General features: G+C 40.4%; 13 protein-coding genes. 1 reads left to right on the top strand and 12 read right to left on the bottom strand.

The genetic code is table 11. The features are described 5' to 3' along the window. Window positions 1-136: 136 nt before the first annotated feature. The 6 genes from glsA to H5S41_RS04535 form a co-directional block, all read right to left on the bottom strand. Window positions 137-1,051 (bottom strand): glutaminase A, encoded by a 915-nt coding sequence (glsA, locus tag H5S41_RS04510; protein WP_182602487.1) that lies wholly within the window; start codon window positions 1,049-1,051, stop codon window positions 137-139. A 296-nt stretch (window positions 1,052-1,347) separates the two neighbouring features. Further along, complete coding sequence (locus H5S41_RS04515) at window positions 1,348-11,895, bottom strand: DUF1542 domain-containing protein (protein ID WP_182602488.1); 10,548 nt, start codon at window positions 11,893-11,895, stop codon at window positions 1,348-1,350. Window positions 11,896-12,211: 316 nt separating this feature from the next. Next, window positions 12,212-13,699: a degradosome RNA helicase CshA gene (gene cshA, locus H5S41_RS04520; protein ID WP_153710523.1), complete on the bottom strand. Its 1,488-nt coding sequence runs from the start codon at window positions 13,697-13,699 to the stop codon at window positions 12,212-12,214. Between the two features lie 71 nt (window positions 13,700-13,770). Further along, a complete protein-coding gene (locus H5S41_RS04525) occupies window positions 13,771-15,150 on the bottom strand; it encodes a UDP-N-acetylmuramoyl-tripeptide--D-alanyl-D-alanine ligase (protein ID WP_182602489.1) in 1,380 nt (459 codons plus the stop codon). A gap of 151 nt (window positions 15,151-15,301) precedes the next feature. Continuing rightward, window positions 15,302-16,198 carry a zinc metalloprotease HtpX gene (gene htpX / locus H5S41_RS04530; protein ID WP_182602490.1) on the bottom strand — a complete coding sequence of 299 codons (897 nt, stop codon included), beginning with the start codon at window positions 16,196-16,198 and terminating at the stop codon, window positions 15,302-15,304. 2 nt (window positions 16,199-16,200) lie between these two features. Next, entirely contained in the window at window positions 16,201-16,770 is a 570-nt protein-coding gene (locus H5S41_RS04535) for a LemA family protein (RefSeq protein WP_153710520.1), read from the bottom strand. A 129-nt stretch (window positions 16,771-16,899) separates the two neighbouring features. Here H5S41_RS04535 and H5S41_RS04540 point away from each other — a divergent pair, with 129 nt between their 5' ends. Beyond that, window positions 16,900-17,364, top strand: coding sequence for a low molecular weight protein-tyrosine-phosphatase (locus H5S41_RS04540; RefSeq protein WP_182602491.1), 465 nt, complete (start codon window positions 16,900-16,902; stop codon window positions 17,362-17,364). 111 nt (window positions 17,365-17,475) lie between these two features. On the opposite strand, the gene H5S41_RS04545 is transcribed toward H5S41_RS04540, so the two are convergent. From H5S41_RS04545 to H5S41_RS04570, 6 genes are all read right to left on the bottom strand, one after another. After that, window positions 17,476-18,132 carry a histidine phosphatase family protein gene (locus tag H5S41_RS04545; protein ID WP_182602492.1) on the bottom strand — a complete coding sequence of 219 codons (657 nt, stop codon included), beginning with the start codon at window positions 18,130-18,132 and terminating at the stop codon, window positions 17,476-17,478. Window positions 18,133-18,151: 19 nt separating this feature from the next. Further along, on the bottom strand, window positions 18,152-19,018 hold the full coding sequence (gene fba, locus H5S41_RS04550; RefSeq protein ID WP_153710517.1) for a class II fructose-1,6-bisphosphate aldolase: 867 nt from the start codon (window positions 19,016-19,018) through the stop codon (window positions 18,152-18,154). A 17-nt stretch (window positions 19,019-19,035) separates the two neighbouring features. After that, on the bottom strand, window positions 19,036-19,815 hold the full coding sequence (tpiA, locus tag H5S41_RS04555; RefSeq protein WP_182598873.1) for a triose-phosphate isomerase: 780 nt from the start codon (window positions 19,813-19,815) through the stop codon (window positions 19,036-19,038). 15 nt (window positions 19,816-19,830) lie between these two features. Further along, a complete protein-coding gene (locus H5S41_RS04560; RefSeq protein WP_182602493.1) occupies window positions 19,831-21,618 on the bottom strand; it encodes a right-handed parallel beta-helix repeat-containing protein in 1,788 nt (595 codons plus the stop codon). A 15-nt stretch (window positions 21,619-21,633) separates the two neighbouring features. Then, on the bottom strand, window positions 21,634-24,015 hold the full coding sequence (gene ppsA / locus H5S41_RS04565) for a phosphoenolpyruvate synthase (protein ID WP_182602494.1): 2,382 nt from the start codon (window positions 24,013-24,015) through the stop codon (window positions 21,634-21,636). A gap of 241 nt (window positions 24,016-24,256) precedes the next feature. After that, window positions 24,257-24,961, bottom strand: a complete 705-nt coding sequence (locus H5S41_RS04570; protein ID WP_182602495.1) for a class A sortase — start codon at window positions 24,959-24,961, stop codon at window positions 24,257-24,259. Window positions 24,962-24,975: the final 14 nt, after the last annotated feature.

The following is a 24,975-nucleotide window of genomic DNA, read 5'->3' on the forward strand; positions in this document are numbered from 1 at the left end:
ACCTTCTTTACATGATTTTTGTGGTGAATTGATTGTACAACATAAGGGCAGCAGTTGTCCTTTTTGCGTACAAAAAAACTGGCATTGATTTTGTATCAATACCAGAAAGTGTATACCCGTTTTCTTATTATAATAATTAAATAACTAAATCTAATTGATCAACAACGTCTTGCAACAAACTCATGCCAGCAACACTGTTACCGTATTGATCAAGCGCAGGACTAAAGACGCCAATACCACATTTTTGCGGGGCACAAGCCAATAAGCCACCGCTAGTACCGCTTTTGATGGGTAGTCCAATTCTAATTGTGTATTCCTTTGATTCTTCAAATGAACCAACTGTCGTCAATAGTTTCTTAATCAATTCATTATCCTCATGACTAATAAGACGAACATTATTCCACGGCATGATTCCGTCATTAGCTAACACTGCTCCCAAATTAGCAAGGCTTTGAGTCGTTACCATCATTGAACTTTGCATAAAATAAGTTATTAAAGTTTGATCAACCGTCTCTAAAAGGCCCTTATCTTTTAGATAATAGGCTAACGAATGCAAGTCCTTATCATTCATAATCGCTGACCGAAATAAGCGCTCATTTAGACTAATACATGGATCATTACAAATTTCGCGACAAAAACCAAGCAAAGCATTAAAACTATTCTGTCCCATTAATTGGTCAATCAGGGCAGTGGTTAACAAGGCTGACGAGTTATTGAGGTAATTAACCGGTTGTGTTTGAACATTTAATTCAGTATCTAATAAAACAGAACTCAGGCTAAAATCTGTTGCCCCGCTTTCCAGCTCAGCTAATACCCGTTCATGCCCCAACCTTTTAATAGCCAAAATTAAAGTAACAACTTTAGCAATACTTTCTATTGCAAACCTTGTCCCTGCCACACCGGCAGTTCCAATCTGTTCCTCGTCAATGTCATAAACCGTAATTCCCAATTGTTGGGGATCGACAATACCTAGCGCAGGAATATAGTTTGCAACTCTTCCATGGGTAGTTTCATTGAAATTTTTATCTATCAATTGCTCTAATTTTTGCATATTATCAAAACCCCTCTCACTCAGGGATACAATAGTAATACCCTGTAGCTAATCAGGCATCGAACAAGAAAAATAAAAACCTCCTTTTCCTTCACTGAACTTGATGAAATAATAACCGAATATCTACATGAGCTCATCTTCTCAGGTACTAATCATCATAATAATCGTAACAAATGTATTATAAACAAATCAAACGATAAGCATAAATAAATTTATAATATAATGCACACAAAAATGCCATAGAACACTTTCAAAACGTTCTATGGCATTTTCTTAATTATGAGCGAACAGTCTAATTAATTATCTTTTCGACTGCGCTTTTTAAGACCAAATAATCCCATTAGACTAACAACTGCTAATCCGGCAACACTCAAGTTATTAGCATCATTACCAGTTTGTGGTAATTCCGCTTTCTTGTTAGCATCACTCTTTTGACTAGTAGGTTGTTGTTCAGACGAAACTATTGCCGTTGCCTGATGTTCTGCTTGCTGACCATTAGCTTGGTTAGCCGTTTGGGTAACATCAGCAGTATTTGCTTGTGTTTCATCATTCTTGTTGGCATTATCTGTGGTATTACTACTATTCGTAGCACCATTGTCTGTTGAATTACTACTACTTTGATTATCAGCAGCTGGAATTTCAACACGATTAATATCAGCAATTCCTTGTTCCATCGCAGTAGTAACTGCACTTTCGGTCGTAGCCTGCTTAATTGCTTCTTGAGCTTGTTGTGCGAGACCATCCACTTGGTTATTCAAAGCTGTCTTTTGTACGTCTGTTAATCCAGAAGCTGCAATTTCGGCTTTCTTACCTGCAACAGCATTGGCAATCGCCGCATTAGCAACATCCTTAGCAATTGCCAACTTACCGTTATCAACGGCGTTATTAACGTCAGTATCGACCTTAGCGTTATTAATTGCTTCTTGAGCATTCTTGGCATCCGTATCAATTTGATCCTTAAATACCTGCTTTTGAGCATCTGTCAAGTTGGTGTCTTGGTCAATAGCTTCCTTAGCAGTATTAACAACGCTTGTAAGGTTACTTTGTGCCTTGTTCTTAACAGCAGAAACGGTTGGTACTTCAATGCCGTTAATAGCCTTTACACCATTTTCTTGGGCGTTGGCTACTTCACCAGTAGTCGTAGCTTGTGCAATGTTATTCTTAGCAGTTTGAGCCGCTTGATCAACCCGGTCATTCAAGGCCTGCTTTTCAGTATTAGTCAATGGTGCATTAGCAATTTCGGCTTTCTTGCCTGCAACAGCGTTATCAATGGCTGCATTAGCAACATCCTTAGCAATCGTCAATTGACCATCGTTTACCGCCTTATTGACATCGCTGTCGGTAGCGGCATTATCAATAGTATTTTGAGCGTTCTTGGCATCTGCATCAATTTGGTCCTTAGCTGTCTGCTTTTCATCAGCAGTTAAGTTTGTATCCTTATCGATATCTTGCTTAGCAGCTTCGGCATCTTTGGTGATTTCCGCCTTAGCCTGTTCCCTAGCAGTAGAGATGGTTGGGATAAGCAAGTCGTTAATCTGCTTAATTGCACTATCACGAGTTGCAGTCACTGCATCATTAGTTGTTGCAGAATCATTGATCTTCGCAATCGCATCGTCAGCAATCTTATCTACTTGATCAGTTAAGGCCTTTTGTTCTGCAGCGCTTAAGTTCTTAGCTCCACTAATTTGTTGGTTCTTTGCTTCTTGAGCTTGCTTGATAGCATTAATAGCTGCCTGCTTAGTTTCCGCTAGGCTTGGAACAGTAACATCAGCAATCGCTTGAATACCTTTGTTTTGAGCTTCGGTAACAGCATCATTGGTTGTTGCCTTCGCGATATTATCCTTAGCGGTATTTGCAGCATCAGTAGCCTTGGCAATAAGACTCGTCTTTTCGGTGTCACTTAAGTTAGCAGCACCATTGATTTCAGCCTTCTTTGCATTTAATGCATCATCAATTGCTTGGTTAGCATTGTTCTTTGCATCAACAAGACTAGGAACCTTGACGTTTTCGATGTTTTGCACACCGGTATTTGCTGCGGCTTGTGCATCATCATTTGTCTTAGCATTATTGATATTATTGATTGCCTCAGTAGCTGCATTAGTTGCATCATTAATCAATTGTTGCTTTTCATCAGCTGAAATGTTCGTTGCGTTATTAATTTCATCAGTCTTTTTTTGAAGGGCACCATCAATAGCTGCAATAGCTTTGTCCTTAACTGCCGAATTAGATGGAACTTCGATACCGTCAATACTCTTAGTACCTTCGTTTTGCGCATTAGTTACTTCTGCATTTGTAGCAGCATTATCAATTGCCTTGTTAGCTGCTTCTTGAGCATCTGTTACCTGTTGCTTCAATGCAGCTTTTTCTTCATCAGTTAATGAGGATTTATCAATTGCGGCATCTTTTGCTTCTGCTGCCTTGGCTACTGCATCTTTAGCGGCTTGTTTAGCAGCTGACTTATCTGGAACAACAACATTATTAATCGCTTCAATTCCCGCTTCCTTAGCAGTTGTTACAGCATCATCAGTAGCTGCTTGCGTAATATTTGCAACTGCTTGGCTGTATTTACCTTGAACCTGATCCTTTAGACTGTCCTTTTCATCAGTTGTCAAAGTTGAAGCATTATCAATCGCAGCAAGCTTAGCATCACGGACTTGACTTAACTCTTGAATAGCTGCTTGTTGCTTCTCAGCGAGACTTGGAACAGTAATGTTGTTAATATCATTCAAGCCCTTAGTTTCGGCATCCTTAACAGCATTATTAGTTGTCGCGTCTTTAATTGCCTTAGTGGCATCATCTGCAGCTTTATTTACCTGATCAGTTAAATCTTGTTTCTCTTGGTCAGATAAGTTCTTAGCATTATTGATCTCATCAATCTTAGCGTTCTTAGCAGTTTCGATTGCATTAGTTGCATCATCTTGAGCACCATCTAAGGTTGGGATAAACAAGTTAGTGATTTGGTCAATTGCATTGTCACGGATTGTAGCAACTGAATCATTAGTAGTGACTGAAGAATCATTGATCTGCGCAATCGCATCATTAGCGATCTTATTAACCTGATCAGTCAAACTCTTTTGTTGATCTGCATTTAAGTTCTTAGCATCATTAATTTGCTTGTTCTTTGCTTCTTGAACTTGCTTAATAGCATTGATTGCGTTTTGCTTAGCTTCATCAAGGCCAGGAACAGTAACATTAGCAATTCCTTCAATACCCTTGTTTTGAGCATCATTTACGGCATCGTTAGTTGTAGCCTTAGCGATATTATCCTTAGCAGTATTTGCTGCATCAGTTGCCTTGTTAATCAAATCTTGCTTCTCATCTTGAGACAAGTTAGAAGCATTGTTAATTTCATTAGTCTTATTAGTTAATGCACTATCGATAGCGTTATTAGCTGCTTGCTTTGCATCGTCTAAGTTAGTGAAGTTAATGCCCTTGATTGAGTTAACACCATCTTCTTCAGCTTTCTTGACAGCATCATTAGTAGTTGCACTGTTGATGTTGTCTTTTGCAGTGTTAGCGGCATCAGTTGCCTTCTTAACCAAATCTTGTTTTTCCTGATCATTCAAGTTAGAAGCGTTATTAATTTCGTCAGTCTTAGCATTCAATGCGTCATCAATTGCTTGGTTGGCATTCTTCTTAGCATTGTCAAGACTTGGAATCTTCACATCTTCAATATCCTTAACACCGGTATCAGCTGCTTGCTTAGCTTCATCATTGGTCTTAGCATTGCTGACGTTGTTAATAGCATCGGTTGCAGCCTTAGTAGCATCATTAATTAATTGTTGCTTTTCATCATTTGACAAGTTAGAAGCATTATTAATTTCATCTTTCTTCTTGTCCAAAGTCTTATTAATTAAATCAGTGCTTTCCTTCTTGATATCAGACAAACCAGGAATAGTTACATCGGCAATTGCCTTTTCACCATTAGTTTGAGCAGTAATTACAGCTGAATCACTGGCAGCATTATTGATGTTATCCTTAGCGGTATTAGCAGCATCGGTGGCTTGCTTGATCAGATCCTGCTTCTCTTGATCGGTAATGTTAGTAGCACTATTGATTTCATTTGTCTTGTTTTGAAGAGCCTTATCAATTGTAGCAATAGCATTGTCCTTAACAGAAGAATTAGTTGGAACATTAATGTCGTTAATAGCCTTAATGCCATTGTCTTGAGCCTTCGTTACCTCTGCTGGAGTATTTGCATTGGCAATATTTTGCTTAGCGTTTTCACCAGTTTCCTTGATTAAATCAGTCAAAGCCTTTTGCTCATCAGTAGTTAATGGCGCCTTGACGTCCTTAATCTTACCAGCCACTGCATTATCGATGGCAGCATCGGCTACGGTCTTATCAATAGCAAGCTTACCATTATCAGCGGCATTATTGACATCAGCATCGGTCTTGGCATTGTCGATAGCATCTTGAGCATTCTTGGCATCAGTATCAATTTGATCCTTAGCTTCTTGCTTTTGATCGTTGGTTAAATTATTGTCCTGGTCAATTGCTTGCTTAGCCTTATCAGCGGCATCAGTGATGTTGCTCTTAGCCTGATCCTTAGCTGTTGAGTTAGTTGGGACCTTGATACCATCAATTGCGGCAACACCTTTGTCTTGGGCTGTTGCTACAGCTGAGTCAGTTGTTGCTTTAGCGATGTTGTCCTTTGCAGTAGTTGCGGCGTCTTGAGCTTGCTTATTCAAGTTAGCCTTTTCATCATCAGTTAAAGTAGTGGACTTGTTAATTTCTGCTTGTTTGTTAGCAAGAGCAGCATCAATTGCTTTATCTGCAGCTGTCTTAGTTGCTGATTCAGTTGGAACCTTAACGTTTTCGATACTCTCAACACCAGTGGTTTGAGCTGAAGTTACCTCAGCTAGTGTATTTGCAACATCAATAGCGTTATTAGCATTGGCTGCAACCGTCTTAGCTTTATCAGTTAACTTAGCTTTTTCATCTGAAGTTAAGGCAGAAGCACTATCAATTTCATTAAGCTTCTTGTTCAAAGCTCCTTGAATAGCAGCCTTGGCGCCATCTTTAGCAATTACTAATTGACCAGCATTATTAGCATCTTCGGCATCCTTGTCGGTCTTAGCGTTATTAATATTGTCCTTAGCCTTAGTTGCGTCTTGATCAATTTGATCCTTAGCAGCTGTCTTCTGATCATCAGTTAAGTCCTTGTTGGCATCAATCGCCTTCTTGGCATCATTAGCAGCTTGGTCAATATCTGACTTAGCCTTGTCCTTAGCGGCAGTTGTAGCAACATCAATTGCGTTGATCGTGTTTACACCAGTAGTTTGGGCTTTCTTAACTGCATCTTCAGTATTAGCTGAACTGATTGCATCCTTAGCATCCTTAGCGGCTTGATCAACTTCATTATTCAATGTCTTTGCGTCATCAGTACTTAAGTCCTTAGCATTGCTAATTTCTGCCTTCTTGCCAGCAACGGCATTATCAATGGCGGCGTTGGCAACTGTCTTGTCAATAGCTACTTTACCGTTATTTGCAGCAGTGGTTACACCATCGTTGGTAGTAGCCTTATTGATAGCTTCTTGGGCTGTCTTAGCGTCAGCATCTACTTGGTCCTTAGCAGCTTGCTTTTCTTCAGCAGTTAAGTTAGTGTCTTGATCAATTGCTTCCTTAGCCTTTGTTACAGCATCAGTTAAGTCAGTAGCAGCTTTTTCTTTAGCATTCTTAACATTAGTTGTAGCACTAGTAGTTAAAGTATTTTGTGCGTCTGTAATTGCCTTAACTGCTCTATCAACATCGGCTTGAGTCAATGGAGATGGTGCTGTAGTTGGATCCAATAATTGTTGACCTGCTTTTACTGCATCATCGTATTGCTTTTGAACATCAGCACTAGCATCTTTATAGTCACTGCTTGCTTTCACAGTATTGGCATTATCAACCGCTGCGTTAAGCTTGCTGGTGTCAGTTGCCTTACCATCTAATGCGTTCTTTGCATCGTTAATCTTATTTAATGCATCAGTTAAGCTTTCAACTGTAGGATTTTGAGCGTTTAATGCATCAGTACCAGCACTAATTGCTGTGTCATATGCTTGTTGCTTAGCAGAATCAGCATTATAGTATGCTGGAGTATTTTCTGTAGTTGACTTGGCATCTACTGCTTGTTGCAATGCATCTTTGGCATTTTGTAATGCTGAGCTATTGTCTAAGGCTGTCTTTGCATTAGTTAATGCGGTGTTTGCTTCATTTACTGCTTGTTGTGTTGCATTTGGATCTGCCAATACTTGATTAGCTTTATCAAGTGCATCAGTGTAAGCTTTCTTAGCTTGAGCATCGGCACTGCTCTTATCAGGATCTACTGCATTTTTTACACTATTTTGTAAAGTAGTTTTATCTGTTGGGTCTCCGTCTAACGTGCCTTTTGCAGTATTAATATTATCTAAAGCAGTCTTAATTTGATCTGCCGTAGCATTTGGATTATCTAATACTTTTTGACCTTCTGATACGGCATTCTTATAGTCATTTTGGGCTTTTTCAGTGCCGTTATAGTACTTAGAAGAAGTCTTTTCAACTGTTGGTGCTTCTTTTACTGCATCTTCAAGAGCAGCCTTGTTAGCAGCTTCTGTCTTAGCATCACCGTTCAATGCCTTATTAGCAGTATTAATAGCAGTTACTGCATCATTTACTTGAGTTTGAGTAGCATTATCGTTACTCAATACCGTTTGGGCGTCAGTAATTGCTTTATCATAAGCAGTCTTTTGAGCTTCATCGGCATTAGTGTAGTTATTGCTACTCTTGATGCCGTTAGAAGCATCTACTAATGTTTGCAATTCACTCTTATCGGTTTTCTCACCATCTAAAGCATTCTTGGCATTATTAATTGCACTTAATGCACTGTTAATTTGATCAGCTGTTGCATCAGCGCTATCTAATACTTTTTGACCAGCTTCAATGGCACTCTTATAAGCATTCTGAGTAGTTTCAGTACCGTTGTAGTAAGCTGATGAAGTCTTTTCAACTGTTGGTGCTTCGTCTACTGCAGCTTTTAAAGCAGCTTTAGAAGTATTAAGTGTAGCACTGTTAGCTAAAGCAGCTTGTGCATCAGTAATCTTTTGGGTTGCAGCATCAACTTCTGCTTGAGTTGGTTCTGGAGTAGTTTGCTTCAACAAGCTTTGACCAGCAGTTACCGCATCAGTGTATTGCTTTTGAACATCAGCACTAGCATCTTTATAGTCACTGCTTGCTTTCACAGTATTGGCATTATCAACTGCTGCGTTAAGCTTGCTGGTGTCAGTTGCCTTACCATCTAATGCGTTCTTTGCATCGTTAATCTTATTTAATGCATCAGTTAAGCTTTCAACTGTAGGATTTTGTGCATTTAGAGCATCGTTACCAGCAGAGATTGCGTCTTTATATGCATTTTGCTTAGCAGAATCGGCATTGTAGTATGCTGGGGTCTTTTCTGTAGTTGACTTGGCATCTACTGCTTGTTGCAATGCATCTTTGGCATTTTGTAATGCTGCGCTATTATCTAGTGCTGTCTTTGCATTAGTTAATGCGGTGTTTGCTTCATTTACTGCTTGTTGTGTTGCATTTGGATCCGCCAATACTTGGTTAGCTTTATCAAGTGCATCAGTGTAATCTTGCTTAGCTTGAGCATCAGCATCGCTCTTATCCAGATCTACTGCATTATCTACACTAGTTTGCAAAGTAGTTTTATCTGTTGGGTCTCCGTCTAACGCGTCTTTTGCAGCACTAATATTATCCAATGCTGTCTTTATTTGAGCTGCTGTGGCATTTGCATTATCTAATACTTTTTGACCTTCTGATACGGCATTCTTATAGTCATTTTGTGTTTTTTCAGTGCCGTTATAGTACTTAGAAGAAGTCTTTTCAACTGTTGGTGCTTCTTTTACTGCATCTTTAAGAGCTTGCTTGTTAGCAGCTTCTGTATTGGCATCACCGTTCAAATTACCATTGGCAGTATTAAGTTCTTGCAATGCTTTATCTACTTGATCTTGAGTTGCATTATTGTTGTCTAAAACGCTTTGAGCTGTTGTTACTGCATTATCATATGCAGCCTTTTCATTTTGATCGGCATTAGTGTAGTTGTTGCTGTTCTTAACGTCTTTAGATTCATCAACTGCATTTTGAAGAGCTTGCTTATTAGTTTCCTTACCATCTAATGCAGCTTTAGTGGCATTAATGTTCTTTAATGCAGTAGTTAAGCTATCAACTGTAGCATTCTGATCATTTAATGCACGACTACCGGCAGCAACTGCATTGGTATATGCTGTCTGCTTAGTACGGTCTGCATTGTAATAAGTCGCAGAAGTCTTTTCAAAGTCTGGAGCTACGTCAACAGCAGCTTGAAGATCTTGTTTTACCTTGTTGAGATCACCGTTTAAAGCAGTCTTAGCTTTGACGATGGCATTAGCTGCAGTTTCAAGTTGTTCTGAAGTAGCACTGGAATCTTGAAGAAGAGTACTACCATCACTAATTGCACCAGTATAATCAGTCTTAAGGCTCTCAGTAGCATTAATGTAGTTAGAACCCACTTCAACAGTAGGTGCTTCATCAACTAACTTTTGCAATTGATCACGGTAAGAACTAGTCATCCAGTCAGAAACAGTCTTAGTATCTGTATCACTGGTTACAAAGTCCTTAGCTGCATACAGTGAAACTTGATCGTTATCGTTTAGCTTACCTAAGTTAACGCTAAATTTACCATCTGCTCCTGTTTCAACAGTGTAAGGAACTTGAGATGAAGTTGGATCTCCAGTTGCTTCAGCTGTCCAAAGAGTTTGTTCACCAGAGGTAGGAACTTGCTTAACTGTGCCATTTACTGAAATGTACACGTAAGCACCAGTATCAGCAGCAGTATTTGCATTACCACTCATAATATAGTTTCCATCAGCGTCTTTAGTAAACGTGATATCTTTTAAGTCAACTTCTTGACCAGCTGCAATCAAGTTAATCTTATTCTTGGCATTATTACCAGCAGTTCTGGTTGCTGTAGTTGTAGCTTCATCATAACTAGTAACTTTAGTAACAGTTGGGGTACCATTTGATGCATAAGTAATGTCGATTTCACCGATTGGTTGACCATCAGCTGAGGTCTTTACACCCTTAAATTGAACTTTACCGTTCTTAATTGCAGTGGCACCATCTAGCATTGAAATGTTAAATAATTCCGGTTGAGTTGAAGTAAAGATACTACCATTACCCAACTTTACAGCTGTTGCTTTGGTACCATCACCAGTTACATTGAAAGTCCCATGATGGTTAATTGCAATAGTTGATGTGCCTGCAGAAACTAGTAATGCTCCGTTATAATCACCTAAATTAGTTCCATTAACATTAAATTGACCACCATTAACATTAATCTTAGAGTCACCACTAATGTAAATTGGTGCATCAATATCATTTCCATAAGGAGCACCATCTACATTTACATTCAAAGTTCCTTTATTTTCAATAGTGGCTCCCTTAGTCAAATATAAAGCACCTGAAAGCCACTTGTCTGTTGGTAATTTGTTTAAACTAATGACCAAATTAGAACTCTTATCAATATTGATATTAGTGGTACCTTGCGAGGCAATACCTCTACCAATCCTATCAACACCCATAAAGTCTTGCTCAGGAGTAGTTTGGGTATGTGGTTCTAGTGTAACTTGAGCACCATTGGCTCCATTATTGCTTTGAAGGTTAATAGCAGTAGTTCCACCATCAATTTCAATTACATTACTGCCATATGTTTTCAGGTTTACATTACTACCAGCCGCAAAATTAATGGAATTATTTCCTGCTCTAAATTGAAGAACTTGCTGATTACCATTTCCTTGAGTAGTTTGATTCTTTTGATTTATTGGACTGGTATATCCATTAACAGATTCAGCTGTAACATTTCCCTTAAAGTTAACGGTTACGCTTGGTACTGAAGTATCAGTATATACTAATTGAGAGCCATGGAAAGTAACATTATCAAATGTATATTCCTTGGCATTTTCAATTGGACTCCAATATGACCGATCATAAAGATCAAGGTTACTAAATGTAACCCCATTTTTGCCCGCCATATTAAATGAGTATCCATTGAAGTCAACGGCATACTTCTTATTGTCATCCGCAGACTTAATTACGATATCTCTATAATTTTTAATAGGCACAATGTGACTTTGATTTGTACTCTTAGTACCTAAATCAATATCCGAACCGACATTAATAGTAGTGGCAGTACCATTTTGAATCGCATCAATCAACTCTTGAGCATCAGTAACAGTTACTGAATTAGGATCTTCTTCATCGTTTGTTGTAGCAGAAGTAGCAACGAATGATGTCCCAAACAAACTAGCCACATTATTAGTGTTGTTACGATACGAAGCGGTGTTGCTAATATTCTGCAGAACCTGACGCGTGCCATCGAGACTATTCTGATTTTGGTCAGCACTGGTTGATTGGCCTTGCGAAGTTGGCGCTGTCTTTTGAACAGTTGCTTCATTAGCTGTTACTTTTTCGTTATTTGTAGTGGCAGCAGGAGTATCAGTGGCATCTGTAGATTTAGTAGCCACCCCCCCTACTGGCTGTTGGTTTGTATCTGCCTTATTAGTCTCACTAGCAGTTACTGAATTATCAGTCTGGGCATTATTATTCAATGTAACTTGTGACTGATCAGCCAAAGATTGTTCGTTAGTCGTCTTAGCTTCTTCAGGCTGGTCGCTCGTAGTGGTCGTATCAGCATGAGCAACCAGTTGTCCGCCTCCGTAAACACTAAACGTAACCCCTAATAGGACTGACGCTACACCAACATTTAATTTCCGTAAAGCGAACCGTTGCTTTTCATTTTTACGATTCTTTTCAGCAATTAATTTATGATTATTCTTAGAAACCATCTATTGATCCCCCGATTCTCTAATCTATACAAAAAAAGCAGTTAACTTTTTGTCCCCGTTGTCTACCCCTAATGTAACTAATCAAATTATCAATTAATCACATCATACTAATTACATACTTCAGATAAAAAGTTACTACTATGCTTACATTTACTGCCTTATTAAGCAGACTTAATGCCGATAAAAAATATTAGCAATCCGCTCACTAAGACAATTACATGATAAGTATAACTTAAAATATACCGTCCTACAACTCCCTCAGCTCTTTTAAATTTTAAAAGACCCCTAGCGCCTCTTTGCACTAGGAGTCTTTTTACTAATCTTCTTTTCGGTGACGGATATTAAATGAATGGCGGCTAGAATGGCTCTTGCCGTGATTATCATTCCGATGTCCGTGACGACGATAATTTTTGCGGCGGTAGTGGTTTCCGCCATGGTAATTATTACGGTTGCCGTTACGATTATTATTACGCTTATTACGGCGTGGGAGCGGTCGTTCTGGGGTGATCTTTACCGGAACTTCACTTGCTGCTTCCTTGGTCATGTTATTTAATAACGCTGCTACCAGGTCAGTTGCATTATGGGTTTCCAATAGCTTTTCAGCAGCTTCTTCATATCGATCAGTTGAATCTTGTGCAATCAACTCATCAATGTCATTAAAGGCTGATGCCACTTGACCTTTAAATGCTTCTTCGGCTGTTGGAGGCTTCAATGGTAACATCCGCACCCGGGTTAATTTCTCGATTTCGTGGAGGTAGTCCATCTCATTTGGCGTAACAAAGGTTAAGGATACGCCATGATGTCCAGCGCGGCCAGTCCGACCAATCCGGTGAACATAGCTGTCAGGATCGGATGGAATATCATAATTATAAACATGGGTCACCCCAGAGATATCTAATCCACGGGCAGCTACATCTGTTGCGACCAAGATATCAAGCTCATTGTTCTTAAACTTCCACATGATTTTTGATCGCTTATCTTGCGTAAGATCACCATGGATTCCAGCTGCATTATATCCCCGCGCAATTAGTCCCTTTGATAATTCATCTACCCGGCGCTTAGTCCGACCAAAGACAATCGTTAAGTCGGGGTCTTGGACATCAATTAACCGGGTCATAATATCAAATTTTTCGTAATCGCGAGCTCGAACATAGTATTGATCAACTAAGTCAGTTGTCAATTCCTTTGCCTTAATCCGAACAGTCTCTGGATCAGTCATAAACTGAACCCCAATCCGCTTAATTTCTGGTGGCATTGTTGCTGAGAAGAGCAATGTTTGCCGATTGTCCGGAGTTTCCTTAATGATTGCTTCAATATCATCCAGAAATCCCATATTAAGCATCTCATCAGCTTCATCGAGGACAAGCGTCTTAATGTGATCAAGCTTAACTGTATGGCGGTTAATATGATCACGTAAACGACCAGGCGTCCCAACAAGAATTTGCGGGTGCTGCTTCAAGCTCTTGATTTGGCGACGAATATCTGCCCCACCGTATACGACTTGAACCCGGACATGTTTATCTTTCCCCAGACGGTAAAGTTCTTCTTGGGTCTGGATTGCTAATTCACGGGTTGGGGAAATGATGATTGCTTGGATATTAGAATTATCAGTATCAACATTTTCAATAATCGGCAATCCAAAGGCAGCTGTCTTACCAGTCCCTGTCTGTGCTTGTCCGATAACATCCTTACCCTTAAGGACCATCGGAATTGTTTGTTCTTGGATTGGAGTTGCTTCTTCATATCCGCTCCGCTTAATTGCTTTTAATAGGCTATCTGATAAGCCTAATTCACTAAACTTCAAAAATTTTCCTCCTAAAAATGACCAGTCGATTCATGATATAAGCATCAGTAATCGACTGGCAAATATATTAACTATTCTGCTTTTAATGCCGCTAAAACTTCTTCAAGGTGAATACCATGACTTGCCTTTAGCAGGACAATATCATCACCAGTTAAAGTACTTTTAAGATCGGCAATTAACTGTTGAAGGCTATCAGCAGCATAGTGATGAATATCCTCTGCTGGGTAACCCTCTTGGATCAACTTATCTTTAAGATTTTTCATTTGTTCGCCTACAAGGTAAACACTAGCAATCTTTTGGTGGTCAATCTCCTCTGCTAAGCTAGCATGCAACTTAGGCGCCGCATCCCCTAATTCAAGCATATCGCCAAGGACTGCAATCCGCCGTCCCTTTACCGGAGTCTCCGCGATTGTCTTAAGGACTTCCTTAGCTGCAGTCGGGTTTGAGTTGTAAACATCACTTAAAATTTGTTCACCATTTTCACCCTTAACCCATTCGGCGCGGTTTTCGGTCAATTCAACATTTGCCAGCGCCTGCTTCATATGAGCGGGAGTAATATGAAGCAACTGGCCAACCTCCATCGCTGCTAAGGCGTTATTAACGTTGTATTCTCCTACCATCGGAATCGTGAATTCGTCATCCGGCCATTCATTGACAGTAAAAGATAACTGGCGAGGTTCATCATGAACACTCGTTGCATATAAATCATTGCTTAGCTGCCGACCAAAGCGCATTTGCCGTTGTTTAAGATCTTTTACCCGGTCTGTTAGCAATGGCTCATCACCATTAAATACTAACGTCCCATCTTCTTTTAGGCCATGAGTAATTTCCATCTTTGCGTCAGCAATCTTATCACGAGTCCCAAAGAATTCAATATGAGCTTCCCCAATCATTGTAATCACAGCAATATCTGGATTAACAAGCTTACTTAAGAAGTCAAGTTGGCCGAAACGGTCCATCCCCATCTCAACAACAACTGCTTCTGTATTAGACTCCATATTAAGGAGGGTCACTGGAACTCCAATCTCATTATTAAAATTAGCATATGTCTTAGTGACATTGAACTGAGTGCTTAAGATCGACGCAATCATATCCTTAGTCGTCGTTTTCCCATTACTTCCCGTAACAGCAACAACAATTGGATTAATCTTATGCAAGTAATACTTACCCAAACGCTGAAGTGCCTCCAGCGGATCACTAACAACTAATAATGGGTGAGTATGATCCGTTATCTCATGGTCACTAGCCCACAAACTAGCTGCGGCGCCATTGGTAAAAGCACTAGGTACGTATTGGTGGCCATCTTGAGCACCTTGCAGCGGAACAAACAAGCTCCCCTGATCTAAGTGGCGACTGTCAAATGACACACTAGTTACTTCCACGTCTTTCCATTGTTCAATGTCATTTTGTGCGTTAATCGCCTTGGCAATTTCCGCTAATTTCATTTTCATGAAAAAGATACCTCTTCTTTTGATACTTTGGTCTAGCTTTTTAATTATATCACCCTCACTAGTATAAGGCGATTAAAAACAAAAATGTTACATAAAAATAAAGCGAGAGAAAAGGAGAACCTTCTGTAATTCTCATTTTCTTCCACTTTAACTACATTTGACGTAACCGCTCAATTCGCTTATCTAGTGGCGGATGCGTGTCGAATAGATTTGAGAATGGATGATGCTTAGCGTTTTTTTCCGGATCACTGATGTATAGCGCTGAACTACTAGGGTCCACATGTTCCATTGGCACAGCAGTCTTAAGTTTCTCCAATGCGCTGATCATCCCCTGCGGATTACGCGTTAATTCAACGGCTCCTGCATCGGCTAAATACTCTCGATTCCGTGAAAGTGCCATTTGAGCTATTGTAGCTGCTAATGGCGCAAGGATAATTAGCAAGATTGAACCGATAATTGCAAAAACACTTGAAGGATTATCACGGTCATCACTACTGCTTCGACCGCCAATCCACCAGAAGTTTCCCGCAAAGTTAACAAGCATTGCAATTGCAGAAGCTAACGCTAACGCAATCGTTTGGAGACGAATATCATAATTCCGAACGTGCGTCATTTCGTGGGCCATTACCCCTTCCAATTCTTCACGGTTCATCTTCTCCATTAACCCCGTAGTAGCGGCTACAGCAGCGTGCTCAGGGTCATTACCTGTTGCAAAAGCATTTGGACTCGGATCATGGATAATATACACTTTAGGCATTGGCACACGAGCAACCAAGGCCATATCTTCAACAATATGCCATAATTCTGGGGCATCACTTGCTGACCGAACCTCGGTTGCATTATTCATCCGCATCACCACATCAGTCGATTGACCAATAATCACGGACATGTAAACCACTGCAATAATCGATGCAATGATCATTCCGCCAACTGCCGTCCGTGCAAATAAATATCCGATTGCCGCGCCAATTAAAGCAAGCAATACAAAGAACCCAAACATTACCAAAATTGTTTTTCGTTTATTACGGGCAATTTGCTGATATAACATGCTTAGTCACCTAAATCATCGAATGAAACTTTTGGCACCGCCTTAGCTTCGTCAGGAACCTGTAAGTAATCCATTTGTTGGAAGTGATGAATTTTTGCCACAATATTACTTGGGAAAGATTGGATCTTGGCGTCTAAAGCAGCAACAGTACTGTTATAAAGCTGCCGTGAGTAGGCAATTTTATTTTCAGTATTTGTCAATTCTTCCATTAACTTTTGGTATTCAGCACTTGCCTTTAAATCTGGATAGTTTTCAGCAACTGCAAATAGCGTCCGCAAAGTTCCGGTTAATTCGTTAGAAACTTCCATCTTTTTAGCGTGGTCGCTATCCGGAATACTATTTAACTGTGTCCGAAGCTTAGTTACCTTTTCTAAAGTTCCAGCTTCATACTTGCTGTACCCCTTAACAGTTGAAATTAAGTTAGGGATCAAGTCGTTACGTCGTTGTAATTGAACATCAATTTGACTCCATGATTCTTGAGCGTGGGTCCGCAGTTGAATCAAACTGTTGTAAAGTCCTGCATAAATAGCAATCAGCAAGATAATAACAACAATTACAATAATAAGGGTCATTTCTGTTCCTCCTCTAAATAATATTTGTTCTTAATTTTACCAAAAACTTAAGGACAGTGTTAGAATTACCGAATATTTTAGCAAAATATTATCTTTTTCGGTATGATAGAAATAAAATGAGGTGATTATATGAACGTTTTATTTGTCTGCTTAGGAAATATTTGCCGTTCTCCAATGGCCGAGGCAATGTTTAAGCAAATGGTCGATAAAGCAGGATTAAGCGGAAAAATCAATGTTGACTCTGCTGGAACAAGCAGTGAAGAAGAAGGCAACGGTCCCCACCCCGGCGCCGCGCAGACAATGCATGCGCACGGATTATCAACTGACGGGCTGGTCTCGCGTCCAATTACTCGGCAAGACTTTGAATGGGCCGATTATATTATCTGTATGGATAATATGAATAAGTATAATTTACAGCGGATCGCACCAGCGCAGGATCGGGATAAGATTCATTTGGCCTATGAAGTTATTCCGGGTAAAGAAGATCAAGAGATTCCAGATCCATGGTATACGCACCGCTTTGAAGATACTTACAATAGTCTAAATGAAACATTGCCATTATGGCTAAATAGAATGGCAAAGGAATTGAAATAACAGTAGCCATCTTCACTTTTCCAAGAACGCAAACAAGGCCTCTAGAGTTCGGGTTTACCGAATTTTAGGGGCCTTTTGCGGATCGTGATATTCACTTTTCACAGTTATTTTTTATAATTCAAACTGGTTATATGCTGCTACCGTCGTTTTTTTAGCGGTCAATTGCAGTTTCATTAACGCGCCATTGTGGAGATTTTCATACTTATGACCAGGTTCACCGTACATTCCTGCAATATATTGAATAATTGATCCGTGGGCAACAACTACAACGTTGCTATCATCTGGCAGATCCTGCAAAAATGCAATTGTCTGCTCTACTCGCGCGTTTAGTTCTTTACTATCCTCGGCAAGATGAGCTGGATCAGCTTCTTTTAACAAATCATGGGCTTTTTCAACCCCAAATTCATCAACTAACTCGCCAATTCGGCGGAATCGTTTGCCACCAAGGTAACTTGCCCAAATTGCGCCTTCTTCATTGCTATGCCCTTCAAAGGATCCATAGAACACTTCGCGAAAGAATTCTTTTTGGATCGGTTCCTTCATTGGAGCGGTTGGGTGTTCTGCAATTAGAATTCGTGCAGTATCAACTGCCCGTTTTAAATCACTTGAAAAAAGGTAGTCAATCCGCAAATCTGCTAAAACCTTACCGATTTTTTGAGCATTCATCTTTCCTTTTTCAGTTAACGGCGTGTCTGACCAGCCTTGTAACCGTGCGAAACGGTTAAAGTATGTTTCACCATGACGGACAAAGTAAACTGTAATTGCCATTCCATAACCTCCATTACAACTAAGCTACTGCCGGGGTGCCTAGCCATTCAATCATATCTTTCATTTTAGCAGTTATCGCATCAGTTCCTGGCAGCAGTAATTTCCGCGGATCATAGCCTTTTTTCGCTGTATTCAAGTCTAACTCATTTTCAATGTACTTTCGCGTTGCATCTTGAAAGGCTAACTGGAATTCTGTATTAATATTTACCTTTGCGATTCCCATTGAAATTGCCTTCTGCACTTGCTCTTTAGGAATTCCTGACCCACCATGAAGTACTAACGGGATATCAATCGCATCTGCAATTTCTTGAAGGCGGTCAAAGTTTAATCCCGGCCAATTTGTAGGATAAATCCCATGAATGTTACCGATTCCACATGCAAGCCGGTCAACCCCCATTGCCGCGAACGCCATTGCATCCTCGACATCAGCTAATTCACCACTGCTTGTATCTTGGTTTTCACCAACTTTGCCAATTTCAGCTTCGACAGCGATTCCGCGTGAATGAGCCAGCTGAACAATTTCTTTTGTTTTGGCATAATTTTCTTCGATTGGAAGCTTATGTCCATCAAACATAACAGATGAATAGCCAAGATTAATACATTCAATCGCTGCGTCATAGTCACCGTGGTCAAGATTAAGGATAACCGGAACCTTGATCCCCATTGCATCCATTTGATCTTCAACCATATCCTTAACGAACTTGTAACCGCCCATGTACTTGGCAGCCCCCATTGAGACTTGGATTAAAACAGGCGTATTGGTCTCAGCAGCTGCTCGTAAAATTGCCCGTGTCCATTCAAGGTTATTAATATTATAAGCGCCAATCGCATAGTGGTTCTTCCGTGCATCATCAAAAAGTTTGTTTCCGTTATCAAAATAAGCCATGTGTTCTTCCTCCTGAACTAAATTACCTGTAATTTTTCGTTGCTCACTGCTTCAACACAGTTAACCATCTGCAAAAAGCTCTCAATGTCAAGGCTGGCACGACCGATTAACGCGCCATCAACATTCGGTTTGCTCATAATTTTGTAAATATTATCGGGATTTACGCTACCGCCATATAGGATTCGAATGCTATCACCGATTTTATTGCCATACATTTCAACCAGACTTTGCCGAATCGCTTGACATCCTTCTTCAGCAACGTCCGGATTTGCCTGATGACTGCTGCCAACTGCCCAGCTCGGTTCATATGAAATCACAACTTGTGACAGCTTGCTTGCTGGTACTCCCTTTAAGACACTCCGCAGTTGTTGAAAAACATAATGAATCTTGCCATTGACCTCGGTCTGAACCATTTCCTCATCTGTACAAATAATTGGAATAATTCCTACTTGAAGGGCTGCTAGAACTTTTTGGTTAATTGAGTCATTGCTCTCGTTAAAAAGCCGGCGCCGTTCCAAATGACCGAGCATTACATAGGTTACTCCCGCATCGGCTAAACTTCGCATACTAATTTCACCAGTATACGGACCTTCTAATTCGGCTGATGCATTTTGAGCAATAATTTGTAAGTTTGAATTTCCCGCTACTTCCTTCATGTTGTACAGGGAAACCGCCTGTGCTGCGATTCCGATCTCTTTATTAGTCGGTAGCTTTTCTTTAATCGCCTTTACAAAAGCGACTGATTCATGAACGTTTTTGTTCATCTTCCAGTTCGCAATAATAAACGGTTTACGCATTCTTTTTCTTCCTCCTTAAAACAGCAGTCTAAATAAACGGTGACTGTATTCTTCTTTAGTATCAAATGGACCGGCAGTCACGCTAATTCCTTCGCGGTGGTTGCCTAAAAAGTCTGTATCAAAGTCAAGCGCGGTTTCAGCACTGGTACCGACTGCCACTACTCGACTCGTGTCTTCATCTAAGTAGTCACAAATATTACTATCAATAAATACCCCGTCTTCATTTGAATCGATTTTCACCGTAACGTCTTCTGTCTGATCGTTCATAAAGACATTTCCGGCTTTATTAGCAGGGATATAGTTTCGCTGCCCGCTAGTTTGACCAACGTAAACAGCATTGCCATCACTAACATGGTTATTAACCGGCTGTTCATCTGCCTGTTCTTGGGCAAATGCAATCAACTTCTGCATCTCACCACGGAGAGTTTTTCGGATAAAGACGTTGTTATAGAAACAGGACGAATCATAGGAATCACTTTCCGTTGTTTTCTGTTGATAAAGGCGGTGATAGTAAGGATCATTGTCTAAAACATTAGTGTTGCTTAACCATTCCACGCTACCGTTAATTAAGTTATGGACCAATAGCACACCCTTTGTTGCAAGCTTAAGAGCACAATCTGACAATAGGAAATTATTGTCAATCAAAGTAACACCGTTAGAATCTTTAATTGTAATATCTTCGCCAAGTGCTGCAACTAAATCATCACGATTCTCAGCAGTAACTTCAAACGCTTCTGGTAACGAGTTGTTGTAGAAAACGTTTCGTGATATTTGTGTATTCTCAACATCGCCGCCAAGCCAAATTCCCCGTGTACAATCATGAATGCAATTACGAACAATTTTGGCACCAATAGCTGGCGAAAGATTAATTGCACTCACATCATCACTAACAAGGTTTTGGCGGACATTAATGTTGTAGATACTGTTATGCTCAATGACTGGTGATGGGTTGCCCTCAACGCCGATAATACCTGTCTGTCCACAATCATGAATAGTATTATTCTTAATACGGTGAGGATAAACCTTGTTATCATCAATTGTTGGGACAATGTTTCGACCAAGCGAGATTCCCGAACACTTTGCGTGGGAAATATCACATTTAGCAATCTTCCAGCCCTGACCACGGTTAGTGCCAATGACACCCTTGTTATACTTTGGCGATGCCCAGCGACAGGCCGCTTTAGTCATCGTAAAGCCTGATAAAATAAGGTGGTTAATCTCCTCTTTTTCGGGGTAGAAACAAGTTTCACGGAATGTTAGCTCAACCTGTTCATTATTTGGATCTTTATCTTGGAAGTTAGCATAGATTACCGTTGCATTTTCTGCCGGTAACTGTTCGGTATACCAAGTATAGAGGGTAGCCTTGCGATCTCGTGAAAGCTCATTTTCGACTGGCTTTTCAACCTTGGCTAACTGATCAACTTCATACATTGCCTTATTATTTAGGAAAATTTCACCAGCATGATTAAAGGTCTGGTCAACTAAAATATTATAAGGATTATAATTACCAAAATCGGTATTAGGGAGCTTCAATTGCCATACCGCACCGCTAATGTGCTGCCAGCCGGTAACCCGATCTGCTCCAGTAATAATTGCACGATTTTGGCGCGCAGATGCATAAATGATTGGCTTATCGTTAGTTCCCGAATATTGCGGATGAACTTCTTCATGGTATTCACCCGGCATTACTTGAACATAATCACCGGGACGCGCGATATCAGCAGCTTGTTGAATCCGTTTGAAGGGGAACTCTTGTGAACCATTACCATTTTCAGAAGCATTTATATCAACAAAAATTTGCATCTTATTCAATCCTTTCTACCATTCATAAGTTTCAGCATTCTGACGACCCTTACCAGTTGCGCTGTCAAGCATAATCCGTTGTTCAACACTTGCCACATTCCGCTTTGTTGCTTTGACCATATCAGGATTAACCGAAATATAATCGATCCCTTGCTGAATCAAGAAAGCAGCTAGTTCAGGATATTCTGATGGTGCTTGACCACATATTGAGACCGTCTTATTGTCTTGATGGGCAGTCTTAATGAGGTGACTAATTGCACGTTTAACCGCAAGATTGCGTTCATCAAACAGGTGCGCAACCGTGTCATTATTACGGTCACAGCCTAAGATAAGCATTGCTAGATCATTGGAGCCAATTGAGTAGCCATCAACGTACTTGTTAAATTGATCAGCTAAGATGATATTGCTTGGAATCTCAGCCATCATGTATACCTTAAAGTCTGGACCGCGGTATAGGCCTTCATCTTTCATTAGCCGCGTGACCTTTTCTAATTCTGCAACTGTCCGAACAAATGGAATCATCACATTAAGGTTCTTCAGTTGAAATTCTTCACGGACCTTTTTAATTGTCGCCAGTTCTAATTTGAACGCTTCAATATATTTTGGATCATAGTACCGTGAAGCTCCCCGCCAGCCGAGTAAGTCAGCTGGTTCATGCGGCTCGTACTTATCACCACCGGTTAAATTACGGTACTCACCTGATTTAAAGTCGGAGAAACGCAGAACCATTGGCCGCGGAGCAATTGCACGGGCAACTTTAGCAATTCCATCGGCTAACATATCGACAACTTTCTCTGCTTGACCGGTTTCAATTAGGTAGAGGGGATGGTCATGAATATAGGTTGTCCAAATAAACTCCTCCCGCATTAGACCAATTCCATCGGCAGGCAATTCAGCATATTTTTCGGCAAGTTCCGGATCACCTAGGTTCATCATTACGCCAGTTGCGGTTGGCGCATAGTATTCAGCTTGACCACATTCCGTTGACTTTTCCTGTGAACTGAATTGTGCTTGGAGATTTCCGTGGTAGACAACACCATTTTTAGCATCAACCGTAACCTGATCACCATCTTGAAGCGTTTCGGTAACAGCGTCCCCGCAACTCTTAGTTCCCACAATACATGGAATCTGCATTTCACGTGAAACAATCGCTGCATGACAAGTCATTCCACCATTGTCAGTGATAATTGCTGCTGCTTTCTTCATTGCCGGTACCCAGTCTGGAGAGGTCATCAAGGTTACCAAAACTTCTCCTTCTTCAAATTGATCAATATCTTGAGGGTCAGCGATTACATGAACTTTTCCGGTTGCGGTACCGGGGCTGGCTGGCAATCCCTTAACTAACGGTTTTTGGCTTTCGTTCATTGTTTTCACCGATTCCTTCACTGTTTGTCCGCTATTTTTATTTGACCAGACTGTTTCAGGCCGCGCTTGTACTAACCACAGGCGATCCGTCCGTGCATCCAGGGCAAATTCCATATCCATGTAACAGCCATAATGTTTTTCAATTTCCTTAGCATAACCAGCTAATTCACGAATTTGATCTTCAGTTAATGCAGGCCGGGTAGCACGCTCTGCTGGCACTTGTTCTTCATGAACACCACCACCAGGGGTTTGCCGCAACTCAATTGCTTTCGGTACAACTGATCGTTCTAACACGTGAAGGTCATCTTTATTAATCACAAAATGATCAGGGGTTACTTTCCCAAGAACAATATATTCACCTAGACCCCAGATTGTATCGATAACAATTTGTGAATCATCCCCGTTAGCCACGTTTACGGAGAACATTACACCAGATGCTTTCGAGAAAACCATCATCTGAATTGCTGCAGATAATGCCACCTTTTCATGAGGAAAATGTTGCTTATGACGATAATACGTAGCCCGATCAGTAAATAAAGAAGCATAACATTCTTGGACTTTTGCTAATACCATTTCTGCGCCACGGACATTTAAATATGATTCTTGCTGTCCCGCAAAAGAGGCATTTGGCAAGTCTTCCGCTGTGGCACTTGAACGAATAGCCACAAATGGTTCGGTCTCACCCATTTTTTCGGATAAGTCTGCGTAAGCCTGCATAATTGATGCTGCCAATTCGCTAGGCATTGCGGCATCAACAATCATCTGCCGGATTCGGGAACAAACTTGATGAAGCTCATCAGCATTTTCATAGTCGTTAATTTCATTTAACAAACTATTTATTTGATCGTTTAATCCCGTTTCAGTCATGAATTGGCGATAAGCATGGGTAGTTGTCGCAAATCCATATGGGACTGGAATTTTCATTGAAGAAGTCATTTCACCTAATGAGGAAGACTTTCCACCAACGAGATTAACGTCAGAACGATGCAATTCATCAAACCATAAAACATTTTCCTGCTCGCGTTTTTCCATTACTGCATCTCCTTAAATTCAATGTATCTCTTTCTTAGGCGGTTCCCAAAAAAGAGTCAAGGAATTTATGTCCATTAAAAAAATGAGCAAACGGTGGCATTCTTGTCCGTTCGCTCATCTTTTTACTTAAAATTTATTTAGATTTGAACATTTTAGCGGCGATTGTGCTTTTCTTAATTTGGAATGGATTACAAATCTATCAAAAAAAGAAGCATGGAAATTTCTTTCCAGCCTCTCGTTTTTAACGACCTGTCGTGTATTTTTCACTAAAATTCTTCTGAACATTTTGTGGTGCTTGTTTAAATGGTTCGGATTTAACAAACTTTCCCCTGATCATCAAACGGTTAGCTCCCGTAGCGTCACAAGTAATCAACGTAATGATCTTCTCAGGAGTATTATTTACCACGTCAACACGCGTAGCCGCAATAAATTCACGCTGGTAAATCTTGTACTCATAAACCCGGTCCATATTTGTAATATAGATCATCTGACCGACTTTCGCATGATAATACAAGGGTGAAAACAGGATCTTACTTCCGTGCGCCATATTATGACCAGCTAACGCATAGTTGCCTTCTCCCATCTTCATGTCTGGACGAAGGGTCCCCGCAGCTAACGCAAGAGTTGTATTATCAACCCCATTAGCAATTGGAATCGTCATATTAATGGCTGGAACCGTAATTGCACCAATCGTATTAATCGACTGCTTGCTTGCCCGTGCCTTTGCAGCAGTTTGCAAATTAAGGTCCTCAACACTTTGAAAATCATAAGTTGCCTTTTTCTTTTGGTTATTTTGAACAGTTTGCCGTGTGATCTCTGGCTTATAGCTCCCCACCAGGTAATATTTAATTTGCTGGTTAAAGATCAAAACGATAGAGACCAGAAGCAGGACAACAACCGCTGTCCACCGCAACCATTCAAATGACCGCTTTTTACTTTTTTTCACGATTTTGAACCCCT

It is taken from the genome of Limosilactobacillus albertensis (genome assembly GCF_014145555.1).
Classification (GTDB): domain Bacteria; phylum Bacillota; class Bacilli; order Lactobacillales; family Lactobacillaceae; genus Limosilactobacillus; species Limosilactobacillus albertensis.

What these genes read in the sequence shown, in the direction of transcription:
- glsA (WP_182602487.1), bottom strand. Translation starts at nt 1,051, where the DNA reads ATGCAAAAATTAGAGCAATTGATAGATAAAAATTTCAATGAAACTACC.
- H5S41_RS04515 (WP_182602488.1), bottom strand. Translation starts at nt 11,895, where the DNA reads ATGGTTTCTAAGAATAATCATAAATTAATTGCTGAAAAGAATCGTAAA.
- H5S41_RS04525 (WP_182602489.1), bottom strand. Translation starts at nt 15,150, where the DNA reads ATGAAAATGAAATTAGCGGAAATTGCCAAGGCGATTAACGCACAAAAT.
- htpX (WP_182602490.1), bottom strand. Translation starts at nt 16,198, where the DNA reads ATGTTATATCAGCAAATTGCCCGTAATAAACGAAAAACAATTTTGGTA.
- H5S41_RS04535 (WP_153710520.1), bottom strand. Translation starts at nt 16,770, where the DNA reads ATGACCCTTATTATTGTAATTGTTGTTATTATCTTGCTGATTGCTATT.
- H5S41_RS04540 (WP_182602491.1), top strand. Translation starts at nt 16,900, where the DNA reads ATGAACGTTTTATTTGTCTGCTTAGGAAATATTTGCCGTTCTCCAATG.
- H5S41_RS04545 (WP_182602492.1), bottom strand. Translation starts at nt 18,132, where the DNA reads ATGGCAATTACAGTTTACTTTGTCCGTCATGGTGAAACATACTTTAAC.
- fba (WP_153710517.1), bottom strand. Translation starts at nt 19,018, where the DNA reads ATGGCTTATTTTGATAACGGAAACAAACTTTTTGATGATGCACGGAAG.
- tpiA (WP_182598873.1), bottom strand. Translation starts at nt 19,815, where the DNA reads ATGCGTAAACCGTTTATTATTGCGAACTGGAAGATGAACAAAAACGTT.
- H5S41_RS04560 (WP_182602493.1), bottom strand. Translation starts at nt 21,618, where the DNA reads ATGCAAATTTTTGTTGATATAAATGCTTCTGAAAATGGTAATGGTTCA.
- ppsA (WP_182602494.1), bottom strand. Translation starts at nt 24,015, where the DNA reads ATGGAAAAACGCGAGCAGGAAAATGTTTTATGGTTTGATGAATTGCAT.